We start from the raw sequence: 15164 nt of genomic DNA, 5'->3' as shown, positions 1-15164 counted from the left end.
TGGCGAGGTTGAGCTGGTCGAAGGAGGTGCACGTGGGGTTGTTGCGGTTGGAGCAGCCACCGGACGAGGACCAGGTGATCCCGGACGACTGGAACATCGAGGTCGCGCTGGAGTGGCTGATCTTGGTGACCGCGTGAGCCTCACCGGCGGCGGTGAGGACGCCGACGCCGGGCGTGAAGAGGGCGCCCAGAAGGAGGGCGACCGCGGTGAGGACGGACCGGGTTCTCATACGACATCTCCTGTGTGACGGTGGGGCGGGACAGGCCTCCGTGCGAAGGCACGGCACGGAGGACCGATGAGGAGGCCGGTGTGCTCGGAGGCCCTGTGGCAGTCAGGCCGTCGTGGCGATGGCATCAAGCGTCCGTTCCCATCTCCACGTAGGCGCGCTGCGCGCACGCCTATCCGGGTGAGGATCTCGTACGCGAGGGTGTGCGTGGACTCCGCCCGGTGCTGGGCGGTCGGTGGGTCCTGCTCACCGGCTCGGACACCGATCGTCGGGGCCCGACCGGTGGTAGGCGTACCGTATGAAGAGCCGCGTCCGGCTTGACATCGACGTCATGTCGATCCGCGCACCGGCCGCTTGGACCGTTTAGCCCTTTGAGGAAGCGCCGCTCCGGTACTTCTGCTGGTGGGAGGGGCCGCCGACCGCTCGCGCCGTCAGGGCCAGCCAGAGGTCGACCCGGTCCTCCGCCCGGTCCTGCTGCCTTCCCGTGAGCCTGGCCACCTTCTCGATGCGATTCTGGACCGTGTGACGATGCAGGCCCAGCAGCGATGACGCCTCCGCCCAGGAGCCGTTCGTCTCGAGCCAGACGCGGAGGGTCTCGGTGAGCTCGCCGCCCGGGTCGGCGGCGTCGAGCGGGGCCAGCACGGTGTCCGCGAAGGCCGCCAGGGTCGCGGGACTGCCCAGGCTGAGCAGGAGTCTGATCGAACCCGCCTCCGACGCGCTGACGGGCCGTCCCAGTTCGGTACTGGAGGACAGCAGGGCTATCGCCTGGCGGAGCGAGAGCGCCGCGTGCTGCGGAGCGACGGCCGGGCCTATGCCCGCGGGGAGGCCCGGAGCGAACCGACGGAGGACGGCCGTCGTGTCCGACTCCTCCGGAACGATCATCTCGACCGTGTCGCCGGTCACGCGGGCGAGCCCGCCGGGTACCGCCAGGGCGAGATCCGCCGCGAGCTCCGCCGGCGCGCCGGCCGCCTGCACGGTCAGGGCCCGGATGGAGGACGAGGCGACATCGGCCGATCTGAGCAAGGCTCTGGCCCGATCCGCCGTGATGTCGGGGTGGAAGAGCCTGGCGAGCAGGGCCGCACGCCGACGGCGCTGCGGCTCGTCCGCCAGGTGACGGCGTTCCAGCTCGACGGAGAGGAGCGATACGAGGACGCTGACCAGCAGTCGGGCCTCGGGCGAGCCGGTGTCGAGCAGGACGAGGAATCCGCGCAGGCGGGTCGTTCCGAGAGGCTGCACCACGAGTCTTCCACAGGGCAGGTCGGCACCGCCGCTTCCCCGGAGGCCGTGCAGGGCGACCGTCTCGATCACCGTCGCGGCGTGCGTCAACAGTTCCTGTCCGTCGGTCCCGGCCGAGCCGAGGAGCCGTCCCGAGGAATCGCAGACGGCCACACCCGAGTTGACCGCCTGGAACCAGGAGGACAGCAGTCCCGCCAACCCGTCTCCGGAGGCGGCCGCCGAGGACAGCCTGCGCTGCGTGCGGAGGGTCCGTTCCAGCAGGCGCCGTTCCTCGGACGCCCTGGCCACGAACACCGCCTTGGTGATGGAGGCGAAGGAGACGTTCGACGGAGCGGTGAGCAAGGGCATTCCGATGTGTTCGGCATGGCGGCTCAGGGTCTCCGGGACGGTCTGCAGCGGCAGACCCGGGCCGACTCCCAGGATGAGCGCGGCGGCCTTGCCGGTGCCGAGCTCCTTCACGTACGCCGCGCAGCCCGCCTCGTCGACGGACAGCAACAGCCCGTTGGTCATGATGACTTCGGCGCCCTCGAGCCAGGTCGCGGGCCGCGTGTTCTCCGTCGCGTGCGCCGCCTCGACCACGCGCCCCAGGCCCGAACCGCCTGCCACGAGACGCAGGCGAAGAGAGGGGATGGCCAACAGATCGCGAACGGTGAGAGGCATGGGACGCATGGTCCATGAAGTGACTACGCCTGTCGACCGTTCGTCCATGACGGCACTCGGCGACGACGAGGCCGTGAGGGGGACGAGGGGGAAGGGCGCGGCCGCCCCCGCGGGGGCGACCGCCGAGAGCCGTTCCGGTCAGCGCACGGGCCGGGACAGCCTGCCGTGGCGCTGGACGCGGTCGACCGCGGACACCGCGTACCAGGACGACCCCGTCGCGTCGGAGTCGCGGTAGAGAGCCTGCCTGCCACCGGGAACCACCGCGACGAGGGAGCCCCGTCGCGTTTCGGGGTCCCGGCCGGGACGGCCGTTGAAGCGATGAATCGCGTAACGGAACGGGACCACACCGCGGTTGTGCCCCGCGGCCGTGATGCGCAGGACAGCGGCGCCGGTGTGAGCGTCCCGCTCAACCCCGACGTGCGGGGGCCGCGGACGAGGCCCCGCGTCGAGCCGGGCGGGCAGGGGGCCGAGGACGGCTCGGCCCCAGTGGGCGAGCCGCATGGCGGCGAAGTCCCCCACACGATCCGCGCGTACGTCCTTGGCGCTGAAGAAGAGGTCTCCGCCGATGTCGGGGAGCGTCGCGTTGAGGGCGAGGTGACGCGACAGCTCCTTGCCGTCCTGCCACGGAGCGGGCTGCCCCGCCGCACCCGACTTGTAGACCGCCTGTCCGATCCACAGCTCGGTGTCCGTTCCCCGGACCGCCTCGGCCCACCACGGTGCGAGGACGCCGTAGTCGGCCACCGGAAGCCCGATGTGCCAGTACACCTGCGGTGCGATGTAGTCGAGCCACCCCTGCTCCACCCACCCCCGGGTGTCCGCGTGCAGCCCGTCGTACGACTGGAAGGCGGCGGTCCGGGATCCGCGCGGATCCGAGGTGGCGTTGCGCCAGACGCCGAAGGGGCTGATGCCGAACAGCGCGTTCGGGCGCACGGCGCGAACGGCGTCCCGCATCTCACGGACCATGAGGTCCACGTTGTGACGGCGCCAGGCGGCCTTGTCCGCGTGGCCCGCTCCGTACGTACGGAACGTCTCGTCGTCGGGGAAGTCGGAACCCGCCACCGGATAGGGGTAGAAGTAGTCGTCGAAGTGGACGCCGTCGATGTCGTACCGCCTGACGGCGTCGAGCATGGCTTCCTGGCAGAAGCGGCGCGCGGCCGGCACCCCGGGGTCGTAGTAGAGCTTGCCGCCGTAGGAGACCGTCCACTCCGGATGGACGCGTGCCGGATGGTCGGGAACCAGCGCCGACGGGTCGGCCTGCATGGACACCCGGTAGGGGTTGAACCAGGCGTGGAACGCGAGGCCCCGCTGATGCGCCGTCTCCACCATGAAGTGCAGCGGGTCGTAGCCGGGGTCCTGTCCCTGCGTACCGGTGAGCCACTGGGACCAGGGTTCGAGGGGCGAGGGCCAGAACGCGTCGGCCGTGGGCCGGATCTGGACGAACAAGGCGTTGAAGCCCGACGCGAGGGCCTCGTCCGCGAGCCGTACGAACTCCGCGCGCTGGGTGGCCGCGTCCAGGCCCGTGCGGCTCGGCCAGTCGATGTTGACCACGGACGCGATCCACAGCCCGCGCATCTGCCGCTCGACGGAGGCGGCGTGAGGCGCCGCGGCGTGGGCCGGTGTCGCCCCGAGTGCGGTGGTGAGGCCGGCCGCGGCGGCGGTGGCGAGGACCGTGCGCCGGGCGAGCGCGGGGAACTGTGGGGAACCAGTGGTGTGTCCGGGTGTCATGGCTGCCTCCGGGGGCGAGTGACCAGGGGACGGGGAACACGCTGTGGCCACCGGCAGTGGTGTGCGGGGCGGGCGGGGCGGCTACAGCGGGACCTGGTGGATCCGTATGGATGTAACGCTCGTAACTCTGGATGCCTGCTGGCTTGATCTGTATCTTCTGTTTCGGAGTGACGTGCGGGGCCGGGCCGATGCGAGGGAGGGAGGTCGTCCCCCGGACGGCGCGTCCGTGAGACCTGTGGGAGGCGGTCGAGCGCCTGCGGCGAGCGAACGGCTCCGTGACGGTCGGGGCGTCACGGCCATGCTCGTCCTCCCGCACCCACGGCGGCAACGACTCGATGTCCATGGCTCCGGACGAAGCCTGGACATTCCGTCGGTCGTTTCCTCTCGGCCGTATCCCTACCGTGGCGCCCCAGCCGGGCTCCAAGCGGCCCACCCGCAAGCGCTGTTCACCGGCGTCCCCTCCGGACCGCCTTCCCGAAATGAGTACTGCGCTCCATGAACTCCATACGATCCGCGACCCGCGTGGCCGCCGTCGCTCTCGCCGCCGTCATGTCCGTGACCGCGTGCGGCTCCGCCGAGCCGGCCGCTTCGAAGAACTCGCCCGGCAAGCCCGGCGGCGCCTACTCGGTGGCGCTGACGGAACCCGACCACCTCCTGCCGGGCCGCACCACCAGCAGCTACTCCCTCCAGGTTCTGCAGGGGCTGTTCGACGCGCCCGCCGCCCTCGACCCGAAGGACGGGAGCGTGAAGCCGCTGGCCGCCGTCTCCTGGTCCAGCGACGACAACATCGTGTGGACCATCGAGTTCAGATCCGGCACGACCTTCCACAACGGCGAGAAGGTCACGGCGTCCAGCTTCGCGGACGCCTGGAACGCCGCCGCCTACGGGCCGAACGCCTGGGACGCGAACTACTACTTCGCCCAGATCAAGGGCTATGACGCCCTCAACCCGGCCGAAGAGGGCGCCAAGCCGACCGCGCGGACCCTGTCCGGCCTGAAGGTGCTCGACGAGACGAAGCTCCAGGTCACCCTGAAGGCACCCTTCGGACAGTTCCCCATGCTGCTGTCCTTCCCGGCCTTCGCCCCCCTCCCCAAGGCGGCCACCGCGAACCCGGACGCCTCCGACGTCGCGCCGATCGGCAACGGCCCCTATCAACTCGACGGCGCGTGGGAGCGCAACCAGAAGATCCGGCTGAAGAAGTTCGCAGGCTACCGAGGCTCCCGCAAGCCCATGGCCGACCGCGTCGACTTCAAGATCTACACGAGCCGGGAGACCGCCTTCACCGAACTCCAGGCGGGCAACGTCGACGTGTTGACGACCGTCCCCGCCGCCAACTCCCCGCAGGCCAAGCGCCTCTTCGGCGATCGGTTCTCCATCCGTCCCAGCGGGACCATGGACTACCTCGGCCTGCCCGTGAAGGACCCGCGTTTCGCGGACCCCCGACTCCGCAAGGCCATCTCCATGGCCATCGACCGCAAGGGCATCACCCAGGCCATCTACAACGGCGTCTACAAGCCCGCCACCTCGCTCGTCGGCGACATGATCCCCGGACACCGCCCCGATGCCTGCGGTCAGACCTGTGCGTACGATCCGGCAGCCGCCAAGAAGCTGTTCGAGGCCGCCGGCGGCTTCGACGGTCCGCTGGAGCTCCACTTCTCGAACGCGGACACCACCTACGAGCAGTGGATGACCTCGATCGCCAACCAGCTCAAGGACAACCTCGGCATCCAGGACGTGAAGTTCCGCAAGATGGCCCCCGCCGATCTGTCCTCGCTGCTCAACGAGGGCCGGAACAAGGGGCCCTTCCGGCAGAACTGGGTCATCGACTACCCCAGCATCCAGAACTACCTCGACGGCCTCTACTACCCCGGCAACCGGTCCGGCTGGAGCGACAAGGAGTTCGACGCCCTGGTGGCGAAGGGCAACGCCCTGCAGGGCCCCGAAGCCATCGCGGCCTACCAGCAGGCGGAGGACATCGCCCTGCGCGAACTGCCGTACATACCGCTCTGGAACTGGCAGGACCAGTCCGCGTGGAGCGACAGGATCGGGAACGTCGTCATCGACCCGTACGCCGCCGGCCTGCACCTGGACCGCGTCACCGTCAGCCACTGACACCGCAACCGACCCTCCGTGGAGCGCCTCTTCCGGCGCTTCCCACAGACCTACCCCTGGGGGCCGTCCGTCGTGTGGAGATTCGTCGCCCGCCGCCTGCTGCACGCCCTGCCCGTACTCCTCGGCACCACCTTCCTCATCTACGCGCTCGTCTTCGTCCTGCCGGGCGACCCCATCCAGGGGCTCGCCGGTGACAAGCCCGTGCCACCGGCCGTCCTCGCCGAACTGCGCGCCCGCTACCACCTCGACGACCCCCTGTGGATGCAGTACACGCACTACCTCACCGGCCTCCTCACCGGCGACCTCGGGACCACCTTCACCGGCCGCGACGTGTCGGAGCTGCTCGCCGACCGGTGGGTCGTCACCCTGCAACTCGGCCTGACCGCCTGGGTGCTGGAAGTCCTCCTCGGCATGGCCCTCGGAGTCTGGGCCGGCCTGCGGAAGGGCAAGTGGGACGACAGCGCGGTGCTCTTCGGCACCACTCTGGTCATCTCGGCACCGGTCTTCGTCGTCGGGTACCTCGCCCAGCTCGTCTTCGGCGTACAACTCGGCTGGCTGCCGGTGGCCGGCACCGAGGGGGGATGGCCCCTCGCCTATCTGCTGCCCGGGTTCGTCCTCGCCTCGTTCGGTCTCGCCTACGTCGCCAGGCTCACCCGCAGCTCCCTCATCGAGAACCTGCGGGCCGACTACGTCCGCACCGCCCACTCCAAGGGGCTCAGCCGACGCCGTGTCGTGATCAGGCACACCCTGCGCAACTCGCTGATCCCCGTCGTCACCTTCCTCGGCCTCGAACTGGGAGGACTCATGGCCGGCGCGGTCGTCACCGAGTACATCTTCAACCTGCCGGGCGTCGGCCAGCAGCTCTTCCAGTCCATCCAGCTCCGCGAAGGCCCCGTCGTGGTGGGCACCACGACGGCCCTCGTCCTCGTCTTCCTGCTCGCGAACCTGCTCGTGGACCTGCTCTACGGGCTGCTCGATCCGAGGATCCGCCATGACTGACACCACCACGACCCTGGAGGCCGCGGGCGGAGCCGCCGAGCACCCCGCGGCGCCCGACCCGGCGCGCCCACCGAACCGGGGGCGGGCATCCCTCAGCAAGGACGCCTGGCTCGAACTGCGAGCACGGCCCACGGTGTGGGCCGCCGTGATCACCCTCCTGCTGATGACGGCCATGGCCCTGGCCCCCGGCGTCCTGACCTCGCTGCTCACCGAAGGAGGAGACCGCTGCGACCTGGCGGACTCCAAGCTGGGACCCTCCGCCGGCCACCCCTTCGGATTCGACCTGCAGGGCTGCGACTACCTGGCCCAGGTCATCCGCGGCACCCGTCCCTCGCTGATCGCCGGCCTCGCCGTGACAGCGGCCTCGCTCCTCATCGCCCTCGTACTCGGACTCCTGTCCGGCTTCTACGGAGGCTGGCTCGACGCACTCGTCTCCCGGGTCACCGACGTCTTCTTCGGCCTGCCCTTCGTGCTCGGCGCCACCGTCATCCTGGTCGCCTTTCCCGACCACGGACTCGGCGCCATGATCCTGGTCCTGACGGTGCTCGGCTGGACGACCATGACGCGTCTCATGCGCTCCCAGGTCATCGCCCTGGCCGACGCCGACTACGTGCGGGCCGCCCGCATGGTCGGGGCCCGACCCGCTCGCCTCATGGTGCGCCACATCCTTCCCAACGCGATCACCCCGGTCATCGTGGTCGCCATGCTGAACGTCGGAGCGGTCATCTCGGGCGAGGCGACCCTCGATTTCCTGGGGGTCGGACTCCAGTACCCCGAGGTGTCCTGGGGTCTCCAGCTGAACGCCGCCCAGGCCTTCGTCCTCGACTACCCCCACCTCCTGTTCTTCCCGGCCCTCTTCCTCTCCGCGACCGTCCTGAGCTTCATCCTTCTCGGCGATGCCGCACGCGACGCCTTCGACCCCCGGCTGAAATGAGCGCACATGTCCCATGCCTCACATCCCCTCCTGGAGGTCGAGGACCTCTGTGTCGAGTTCCGCACGCGCCGCGGCACGATCCGGGCGGTGAACGGACTCTCGTACACCCTTCGGGAAGGCGAGACCCTGGCTCTGCTCGGTGAGTCCGGATCGGGGAAGTCCGTCGCGGCGCAGGCCGTCATGGGGTTGCTCGACACTCCGCCGGCGCACATCACCCGCGGTGCCGTCCGACTGCGCGGTGACGACCTGCTCGCCCTGTCCCCGGAGCGCCACCGGGCCGTGCGGGGAACGCGTCTCTCCATGATCTTCCAGGACGCGCTCACCGCGCTCAATCCCGTGCTGTCGGTGGGCGACCAGCTGGCCGAGATGTACAGGGTGCACCGAGGCATGGGACGGAAGGCGGCCTTCGCGCGCGCCGTCGCGCTCATGGACCGCGTCCGCATCCCCGCCGCCGCGCGCAGGATCCACGACTACCCGCACCAGTTCTCCGGCGGGATGCGCCAGCGGGTCATGATCGCGATGGCACTCGCGCTCGACCCGGAGGTCGTCATCGCGGACGAACCCACCACGGCCCTCGACGTCACCGTCCAGGCCCAGATCATGCGTCTGCTCAGACAGCTCCAGAGCGAGACCCAGATGGGTCTGCTGCTGATCACCCACGACCTCGGCGTCGTCGCCGAGGCGGCCGACCGCATCACCGTCATGTACGCCGGTCGCACGGTGGAGTCCGCGTCGGCCGAGGATCTCTACGCCCGACCCGGTCACCCCTACACCCGTGGCCTGCTCGACTCGGTGCCCCGCCTCGACCGCCTGGGAAAGCCCCTCGTGCCCATCACCGGCGCTCCACCACCGCCGTCCTCGATCCCCGCGGGGTGCGCCTTCCACCCCCGATGCCCGCGCGCCGAACCGTGCTGCGGCAGCGAGGCACCGCCCTTCCGGAGGCTCTCGCCCGCGGGACACCACAGCGCCTGCCACTTCGCCGAGGAGGTCCACCGTGCTCCCGTCGGCTGACACCGCTCCGCCCCTCCTCCGGGCCACGGCACTCACCCGCCACTTCCCGATCACCGAAGGCGTGCTGTGGAAACACCGCACGGGGGCGGTCAGGGCCGTCGACGGCGTCGACCTGACCGTCCGGCGCTCGGAAACCCTCGGCGTCGTGGGCGAGTCCGGGTGCGGCAAGTCCACCCTCGCCTCCCTCCTGATGGCCATGGACCGGCCCACCTCGGGCTCGGTGACGATCGACGGCCAGGACCCCTTCGCCCTCTCCGGCCGCGAACTGCGCACCCTTCGGCGCCGCGTGCAGATGGTCCTGCAGGACCCGTACGCCTCACTCAACCCGAGGATGACGGCCGGCCAGATCGTCGGGGAACCCTTCGTCATCCACCCTGACGCCGTTCCCCGGGGCGACCGCGCCCGACGCGTGGCCGAGCTCCTCGAAACCGTCGGCCTCGACCCCGCACACCGGGATCGCTACCCGCACCAGTTCTCCGGGGGACAACGCCAGCGCCTGGGAATCGCGCGGGCCCTGGCACTCGGCCCGCGACTCCTCCTGTGCGACGAACCGGTGTCCGCCCTGGACGTCTCCGTCCAGGCACAGGTCCTCAACCTGCTCCAGGACCTCCGCCGCGATCTCAGCCTCGCCTGCGTCTTCATCTCGCACGACCTCGCGGTCGTGCAGCATCTGTGCGACAGGATCGCGGTGATGTACCTCGGGAAGATCGTGGAGACCGGCACGCGCGAGCAGATCTACACCACTCCGCGTCACCCCTATACGCGTGCCCTCCTCGCTGCGGCCCCGGTACCGGACCCGAAGCGGCGCGCACCCGATGACACCCACCTTCTGGAAGGCGACCTGCCGTCACCGGCCTCACCGCCCTCCGGCTGTCGTTTCCGCACCCGCTGCCCCCAAGCCCGCGAGCGGTGCGAGACGGAACCCGAACTGCGCGTACGCGACGGAGCCGATCACCCGACCGCCTGTCACTTCCCTGTCGGCGACACTCCCGGTAGGACGCACGCGTGACGAGCGGACGCGTCCCGCGCACCGACGCGGGCATGCGCCCCTCACCCGGCACGTGGTCCGGCGACAACCACGCCGCCCGTACCGCCGCGGTACACACTGCTGCCCGGCCAGTCCTACAGCCTCGGCCGGACGGTGACGGGGGAGTACCACCACTCCAAGCCCTTCGAACTCGCCGTTCACACCGTGGTCCACGGCCGGCTCGGGTACCACCGGGTGCTGTTCGGCCACCGCGTCACGTGCGTCGAAACGGACGACGTGATTCTCACGCCGGCCGCCCGAATGCCTCGCGTACCCGGCCGGTCGCAGGGCTACCTTGAGACGGCCCGGGGCTCCTGGTAGGGAACTCCGGGCCGTTACCATGTGGGCCCTGTCCCGGCTTCGGCGCCAGGCCGGGCCGTACCGGAGCTACAAGAGAGCGGCAGGTCGACCGTGACAGGCGAGAACCGTGGGCGAACCAGCGACCCCCTCATGCCGCGGGCGGTGCTGCACCGCTGGTCCGAGGCCCGCCACTTCGCCCAGGCCGTCTTCAGGGGCACTGCCTGGTCCGACGGGGCCCTGCGTCTGGAGAGCGTCGAGGCCGACGAGACCTTCGTCGACCACCACGGCCACGCCACCTTGCGGTGGGACTACGCGACCTGCTCCACCGGCTGGCGCGACCTGCCGTTCCCCGCCGAGGAACTCATCCCTTCGTGGACGGCCCTCACGCCCGCCGGCACCCGGCTGACCGTGCGGCTGCGCGTCCGCGACGCGGCCGGGGACACCTCCCCCTGGTACGTGATGGCGCACTGGGCCTCGGACGACGCGGTGGTGCACCGCACCACCCTGCCCGGTCAGACCAGCCCGTTCGGAACGGCGGACGTCGACGTCTTCGTCGCCGCCCCCGGCAACCCCGTATCGGCGTACGAACTGGAGGTGCGGCTCGCGCGCACCTGGGGCGTCACCGAGGGCCCCGCCGTCCAGGCCCTTCACCTCGTCGCCTCCTCCACACCCCCCGACCACCATCAGGCAGTCAGTGGGCCCGCCGGGGCCTGGGGCAAGGTCCTCGACGTCCCCCGCCGTTCCCAGGAACTGCACACCGGCCACAGTCCCCAGTGGGACGGGGGCGGGGAAGCGTGGTCGGCACCGGCCTGCACCGCGATGCTCGTCGAATACTTCGGCCACGGCCCGGAGGCCGGGGAGATGGCGTGGATCGATCCCGCCGACACCGCGCCGCACGTCGACTTCACCGCTCGCGCGGTCTACGACTACGCCTACAAGGGCTGCGGCAACTGGGCCTTCAACGCCGCCTACCCGGCCCGCTACGGGCTCGGCGGGATGGTCACCCGGCTGCGCTCCCTGAGCGAACTCGAACGCTTCATCTGCGCGGGCGTACCGATCGCCACGGCCCAGAGCTTCCGCATCGGCGAACTCGCGGGCGCGGGCTACTCGCCGGCCGGAAGCATCAAGATCGTCTGCGGATTCACGGCCGACGGCGACGTGGTGGTCAACGACCCCCTGTCGGCCACCGACGAAGAGGTGCGGCGGGTCTACCCGCGCGGTGAGTTCGAGCGGGTGTGGCTGTCGGCGTCCGGCGGTGGCGGAGTGGTCTACCTCATCCACCCCCGGGACCTGTCGCTGCCGGCCACCGTGGACGGTCTGGACCCCAACTGGTAGGCCGGGGAACGGGGCAGGGCGACGATGAACGACGAAACGTCGTGCCCCGCCTCACGGAGCGGGACTTTTTGTTGATCGCCCGGAGCCGTGACGCCTCACTAGCGTGTACGGCATGAGAACGGCTCGGCCGCATCGGTGCGGTTCACCGGACGGAAACGTCCACATCAGGCAACCGCGGCCGGACGCCCAGGCTCCGCGGCCCTGAACCTCGTGCGCGCGGCCCCGGCCACCGGCGCACGGAGCTCCGGGGAGCCGCTTCCCGGGCGCACGACACCACGGCGCTGAGCGACGGCGCACCACTGACGGGCAGGGGTGCGCCGGTCGCGCGCCGCAGTCGGCCCGTTCGGCACGCAGCAGCAGCAGCCGCTCGCCTCCCGCTCCGCGCCGAACGGCCCACCTCGCCACACTGCCGGACCGCGCTCCTCGCCCGGCCCCGTTCCCTTCCTCCTGACCTCATCGACGCCATTCGCATGGCACAAGGCGGTGACCCCCGATGAACCACTCCTCTCCCACCCGGGACGCACACCCCGTGTTCCGGGTCTGGGACTCCGACATCAGCGCTGCCGCCGTCGCCCGCCAGGACGGCACGCCGGGCTGGGTCTCCCTCGTCGGCGAGGAGGTGTGGTGGGACGAGCCGCGCCCCCACGAGTCCGGCCGCCGCTGCGTCGTGCGCGCGAAACCGGACGGCTCGGTCGAGGACGTGCTCCCCCCGGGGTTCGACGCCCGCAACAGCCTTCACGAGTACGGCGGTCGGTCCTGGCGTCCCACCGGCGCCGGCCTGGTCTTCACCCACTGGCACGACCGGCGCCTCTACCTCCACCACCCGGACGGCCAGGACGCGCCCAGGCCCCTCACCCCCGCACGCGGGAACGTCACCTACGGCGACCTCTACGTGCCCCCGTCGCGCGACGAGGTCTGGGCCGTCCGCGAGACGCGTCTCGGGGGGATGCGCGACGTCGAACGTGCCCTGGTGTCCGTCTCGCTCGGCACCGGCACCGAGCGAACGATCTCCGCGACGCATCACTTCATGACGTGCCCCCGGCTGTCCCCGGACGGCCGCCACGTGTCCTGGATCGGATGGGACCATCCGAACATGCCGTGGGACGGCACGGAGCTGTGCGTCGCACCGATGAGGGAGGACGGCACGGCCGGCGCCCACACCGTGAGGGCGGGCGGCCCGCGGGAGTCCGTGGTCCAGGCCGAATGGAAGGACGGCGACAGTCTCTGGGCGGTCACCGATCCCGACGGCTGGTGGACCCTGCACCTCGTGCCCGTCCACGGGGGCGCGGCCCGGGCCGTCGCCGCCGTCGAGGAGGAGTTCGGCGGCGCCCTCTGGAAGCCCGGCGCCACCTGGTTCGCCCCCCTCCCCGACGGCCGGGCCGTGGCCGTCCACGGAACCGGTGCCGGGCGACGGATCTCCCTCGTGGACCCCGCTGCCGGCCGCGGACGGTCCGTACTCACCGATCTCGGCCTTCCCTGCACCGATTTCGTCCAGAGCGTCGACGCCGACACGAGCCGCCTGGTCACCGCCGGGGCCGGCCCCACCTCCCCCTACAGCGTCTTCACCCTGGACCTTCCCCGCCCCGGCGCCGACCACCACGACGCGAGGATCGTCTCCTCCTCCCCGGCGCAGCCGGTCGACCCGGCCTGGCTGCCGCGTCCCACGGCCAGGGCGTTCCGTCGCGACGGCACGGCAGGGGCGAGCGACGACTCCCCGGGGGCCGGCTTCCTGGTGCACGCCCACACCTACCCGCCCACCCACCCCCACCGCGCCACACCGGAGGGCCGACGCCCGCCCTGGGTGATCTTCGTCCACGGCGGTCCCACGGGCGACCACCCGATGGTGCACGACCTCGAGATCGCCTACTTCACCAGCCGCGGCATCGGCGTCGCGACGGTCGACTACGGAGGGTCCGTCGGATACGGCCGTGCCTACCGGGAACGCCTGAACGGCGCCTGGGGACTCGTCGACGTCCAGGACTGCGTCACCGTCGCGAACGCCCTGGTGTCCGAAGGAATCGCCGACCCCGGGCGGCTGGCGATCCGCGGGGGCAGCGCCGGGGGCTGGACCGCGCTCGCCGCCCTCACGCACACGAACGCCTTCGCCGGCGCGGTCTCCTTCTACGGCATCACCGACCCGCTCACCTGGGCGGCCACCACCCACGACTTCGAGTCCCGCTACCTGGACGGCCTGATCGGCCCCCTGCCCCGGAGCGCGACGCTCTACGAACAGCGCTCCCCGGTGCTCGCGGCAGGCAGGGCCAGTGGTCCCGCCCTGCTGCTCCACGGCCTCGACGACACCATCGTGGACCCCGCGCAGTCGTCCGCCATGGCCGAAGCCCTCCGAGCGGCGGGCGTGGCCTGCGAGCACGTCGAGTTCCCGGGAGAACGGCACGGCTGGCGGCGAGCCGAGACCATCCAGGCCGCCCTGGACGCCGAGGTCCGCTTCTACCAGCGGATCTTCGCCCCTGCCGTCGGCTCCGGGACGGCCGCGCCCGACTCCACGGACGCTGCGGCCTCCGAGCAGCGATCATGACGGGCGACCGCCCTCCGTCCGTCGCCATGACTGCCGATCGCGCTCCGTCCGTCGCCATGGCGGCCGACCGTCCTCCGTCCGTCGACGGCAGGCCCCCGCCGCGGGACCGCGCGTACCCTCCGCTGCTCCGGCGGGGCGACACCGTGGCCCTCGTCTCGCCCGCCGGACCGGTGACCGAGCGCGAAACGGCCCTGGCCCGGGACCTCCTGGAGGAATGGGGCCTCCGAGTGCGCACCACTCCGCGGCTCAACGCCACCCACCGCGGCTACCTGGCCGGCTCCGACGACGAACGCCTCGACGACTTCACCGAGGCCTGGCTCCATCCCGACGTACGAGCGGTCGTGTGCGTGCGGGGCGGATACGGGAGCCAGCGCATCGCGGACCGCATCGACCACGGGCGCCTCGCCGCCGCGGGCCCCAAGTTCCTCGTCGGGTCCAGCGACATCACCTGCCTGCACCAGGCGCTGGGGGAGAGGCTCCACCTGGTGACGCTCCACGGTCCCATGCCCGGCTGCAGACCCGTACACGAGGACGAGGACACGTCCACCACCCTCCGTGCGGCCCTCTTCGGCCCCTCCCCACGCTCCTTCGCCCTGGACGGACCCGTCCTCGTTCCCGGCCGCGCCGAGGCGGTCCTCACCGGCGGCAACCTCACCGTGCTGGCGTCCTCGCTGGGAACCGCCACCGCACCCGACACCGAAGGGCGCATCCTCCTGCTCGAAGACGTCGGCGAGGACCCCTACCGCCTGGACCGTTCCCTGACCCAGCTCAGACGCGCCGGCGTCCTGCGGCGGACGGCCGGTGTCGTCCTCGGCGACTTCACCGACTGCGGTCCTCCGGACCGGGTGGCGGATCTGATGCGGGACCGCCTGTCGGACCTCGCGGTACCGGTGGTGGCGGGGCTGTCCGTAGGCCATGGACCGCGTCAGCTCACCGTCCCCCTGGGAGCACGGGTGGTCCTCCGGACGGACCCGCCCCGCCTCACCCTCGCCGCCGGGCACGATCGCGCGACGGGGAGCCGGCCGACGAAAGACGTGTGAACGCGGACCGCCGCCCCCACACC

Annotated in this window: 9 protein-coding genes and 2 pseudogenes; 8 read left to right on the top strand and 3 right to left on the bottom strand. The window is 71.3% G+C overall.

The window, feature by feature from the left end; all coding sequences use genetic code 11:
- The 3 genes and pseudogenes from ABT129_RS24235 to ABT129_RS24225 form a co-directional block, all read right to left on the bottom strand.
- A pseudogene (locus tag ABT129_RS24235) lies at nt 1-229 on the bottom strand (hypothetical protein); the annotation flags it as partial.
- A gap of 360 nt (nt 230-589) precedes the next feature.
- The gene (locus tag ABT129_RS24230; RefSeq protein WP_351905244.1) at nt 590-2122 is read right to left on the bottom strand and encodes a PucR family transcriptional regulator; all 1533 of its coding nucleotides are present in this window, start codon (nt 2120-2122) and stop codon (nt 590-592) included.
- Between the two features lie 462 nt (nt 2123-2584).
- A pseudogene (locus ABT129_RS24225) lies at nt 2585-3847 on the bottom strand (glycoside hydrolase family 10-like protein); the annotation flags it as partial.
- A gap of 495 nt (nt 3848-4342) precedes the next feature.
- Between ABT129_RS24225 and ABT129_RS24220 the strand changes: the two are divergent.
- The 8 genes from ABT129_RS24220 (at nt 4343) to ABT129_RS24185 (ending at nt 15141) form a co-directional block, all read left to right on the top strand.
- Entirely contained in the window at nt 4343-5959 is a 1617-nt protein-coding gene (locus tag ABT129_RS24220) for a peptide ABC transporter substrate-binding protein (RefSeq protein ID WP_351905238.1), read from the top strand.
- Nucleotides 5960-6031: 72 nt separating this feature from the next.
- Nucleotides 6032-6958, top strand: coding sequence for an ABC transporter permease (locus ABT129_RS24215; protein WP_351905255.1), 927 nt, complete (start codon nt 6032-6034; stop codon nt 6956-6958).
- Entirely contained in the window at nt 6951-7892 is a 942-nt protein-coding gene (locus ABT129_RS24210) for an ABC transporter permease (RefSeq protein WP_351905235.1), read from the top strand. Before ABT129_RS24215 ends, ABT129_RS24210 begins: the two co-directional genes overlap by 8 nt.
- 6 nt (nt 7893-7898) lie before the next feature.
- Nucleotides 7899-8903 carry an ABC transporter ATP-binding protein gene (locus tag ABT129_RS24205; RefSeq protein ID WP_351905232.1) on the top strand — a complete coding sequence of 335 codons (1005 nt, stop codon included), beginning with the start codon at nt 7899-7901 and terminating at the stop codon, nt 8901-8903.
- The gene (locus ABT129_RS24200; RefSeq protein ID WP_351905229.1) at nt 8887-9912 is read left to right on the top strand and encodes an ABC transporter ATP-binding protein; all 1026 of its coding nucleotides are present in this window, start codon (nt 8887-8889) and stop codon (nt 9910-9912) included. The genes ABT129_RS24205 and ABT129_RS24200 overlap by 17 nt, the downstream gene beginning before the upstream one ends.
- A 468-nt stretch (nt 9913-10380) precedes the next feature.
- Entirely contained in the window at nt 10381-11565 is a 1185-nt protein-coding gene (locus tag ABT129_RS24195) for a C39 family peptidase (protein WP_351905226.1), read from the top strand.
- Between the two features lie 493 nt (nt 11566-12058).
- Complete coding sequence (locus ABT129_RS24190; protein WP_351905223.1) at nt 12059-14101, top strand: alpha/beta hydrolase family protein; 2043 nt, start codon at nt 12059-12061, stop codon at nt 14099-14101.
- 26 nt (nt 14102-14127) lie between these two features.
- Nucleotides 14128-15141: a S66 peptidase family protein gene (locus ABT129_RS24185; RefSeq protein ID WP_351905220.1), complete on the top strand. Its 1014-nt coding sequence runs from the start codon at nt 14128-14130 to the stop codon at nt 15139-15141.
- Nucleotides 15142-15164 lie beyond the last annotated feature (23 nt).

Origin of the sequence: Streptomyces sp. NPDC002057 (assembly GCF_040296665.1) — a bacterium.
Classification (GTDB): domain Bacteria; phylum Actinomycetota; class Actinomycetes; order Streptomycetales; family Streptomycetaceae; genus Streptomyces.
Note: the sequence above shows the minus strand (reverse complement) of the source record. Positions and strands in the feature narration are given on the sequence as shown.

Bases quoted from the DNA above. Each gene is read 5' to 3' on its own strand.
- ABT129_RS24195 (WP_351905226.1), top strand. From the start codon at position 10,381: ATGCCGCGGGCGGTGCTGCACCGCTGGTCCGAGGCCCGCCACTTCGCC.
- ABT129_RS24220 (WP_351905238.1), top strand. From the start codon at position 4,343: ATGAACTCCATACGATCCGCGACCCGCGTGGCCGCCGTCGCTCTCGCC.
- ABT129_RS24230 (WP_351905244.1), bottom strand. From the start codon at position 2,122: ATGCCTCTCACCGTTCGCGATCTGTTGGCCATCCCCTCTCTTCGCCTG.
- ABT129_RS24210 (WP_351905235.1), top strand. From the start codon at position 6,951: ATGACTGACACCACCACGACCCTGGAGGCCGCGGGCGGAGCCGCCGAG.
- ABT129_RS24190 (WP_351905223.1), top strand. From the start codon at position 12,059: ATGAACCACTCCTCTCCCACCCGGGACGCACACCCCGTGTTCCGGGTC.
- ABT129_RS24185 (WP_351905220.1), top strand. From the start codon at position 14,128: ATGACTGCCGATCGCGCTCCGTCCGTCGCCATGGCGGCCGACCGTCCT.
- ABT129_RS24205 (WP_351905232.1), top strand. From the start codon at position 7,899: ATGTCCCATGCCTCACATCCCCTCCTGGAGGTCGAGGACCTCTGTGTC.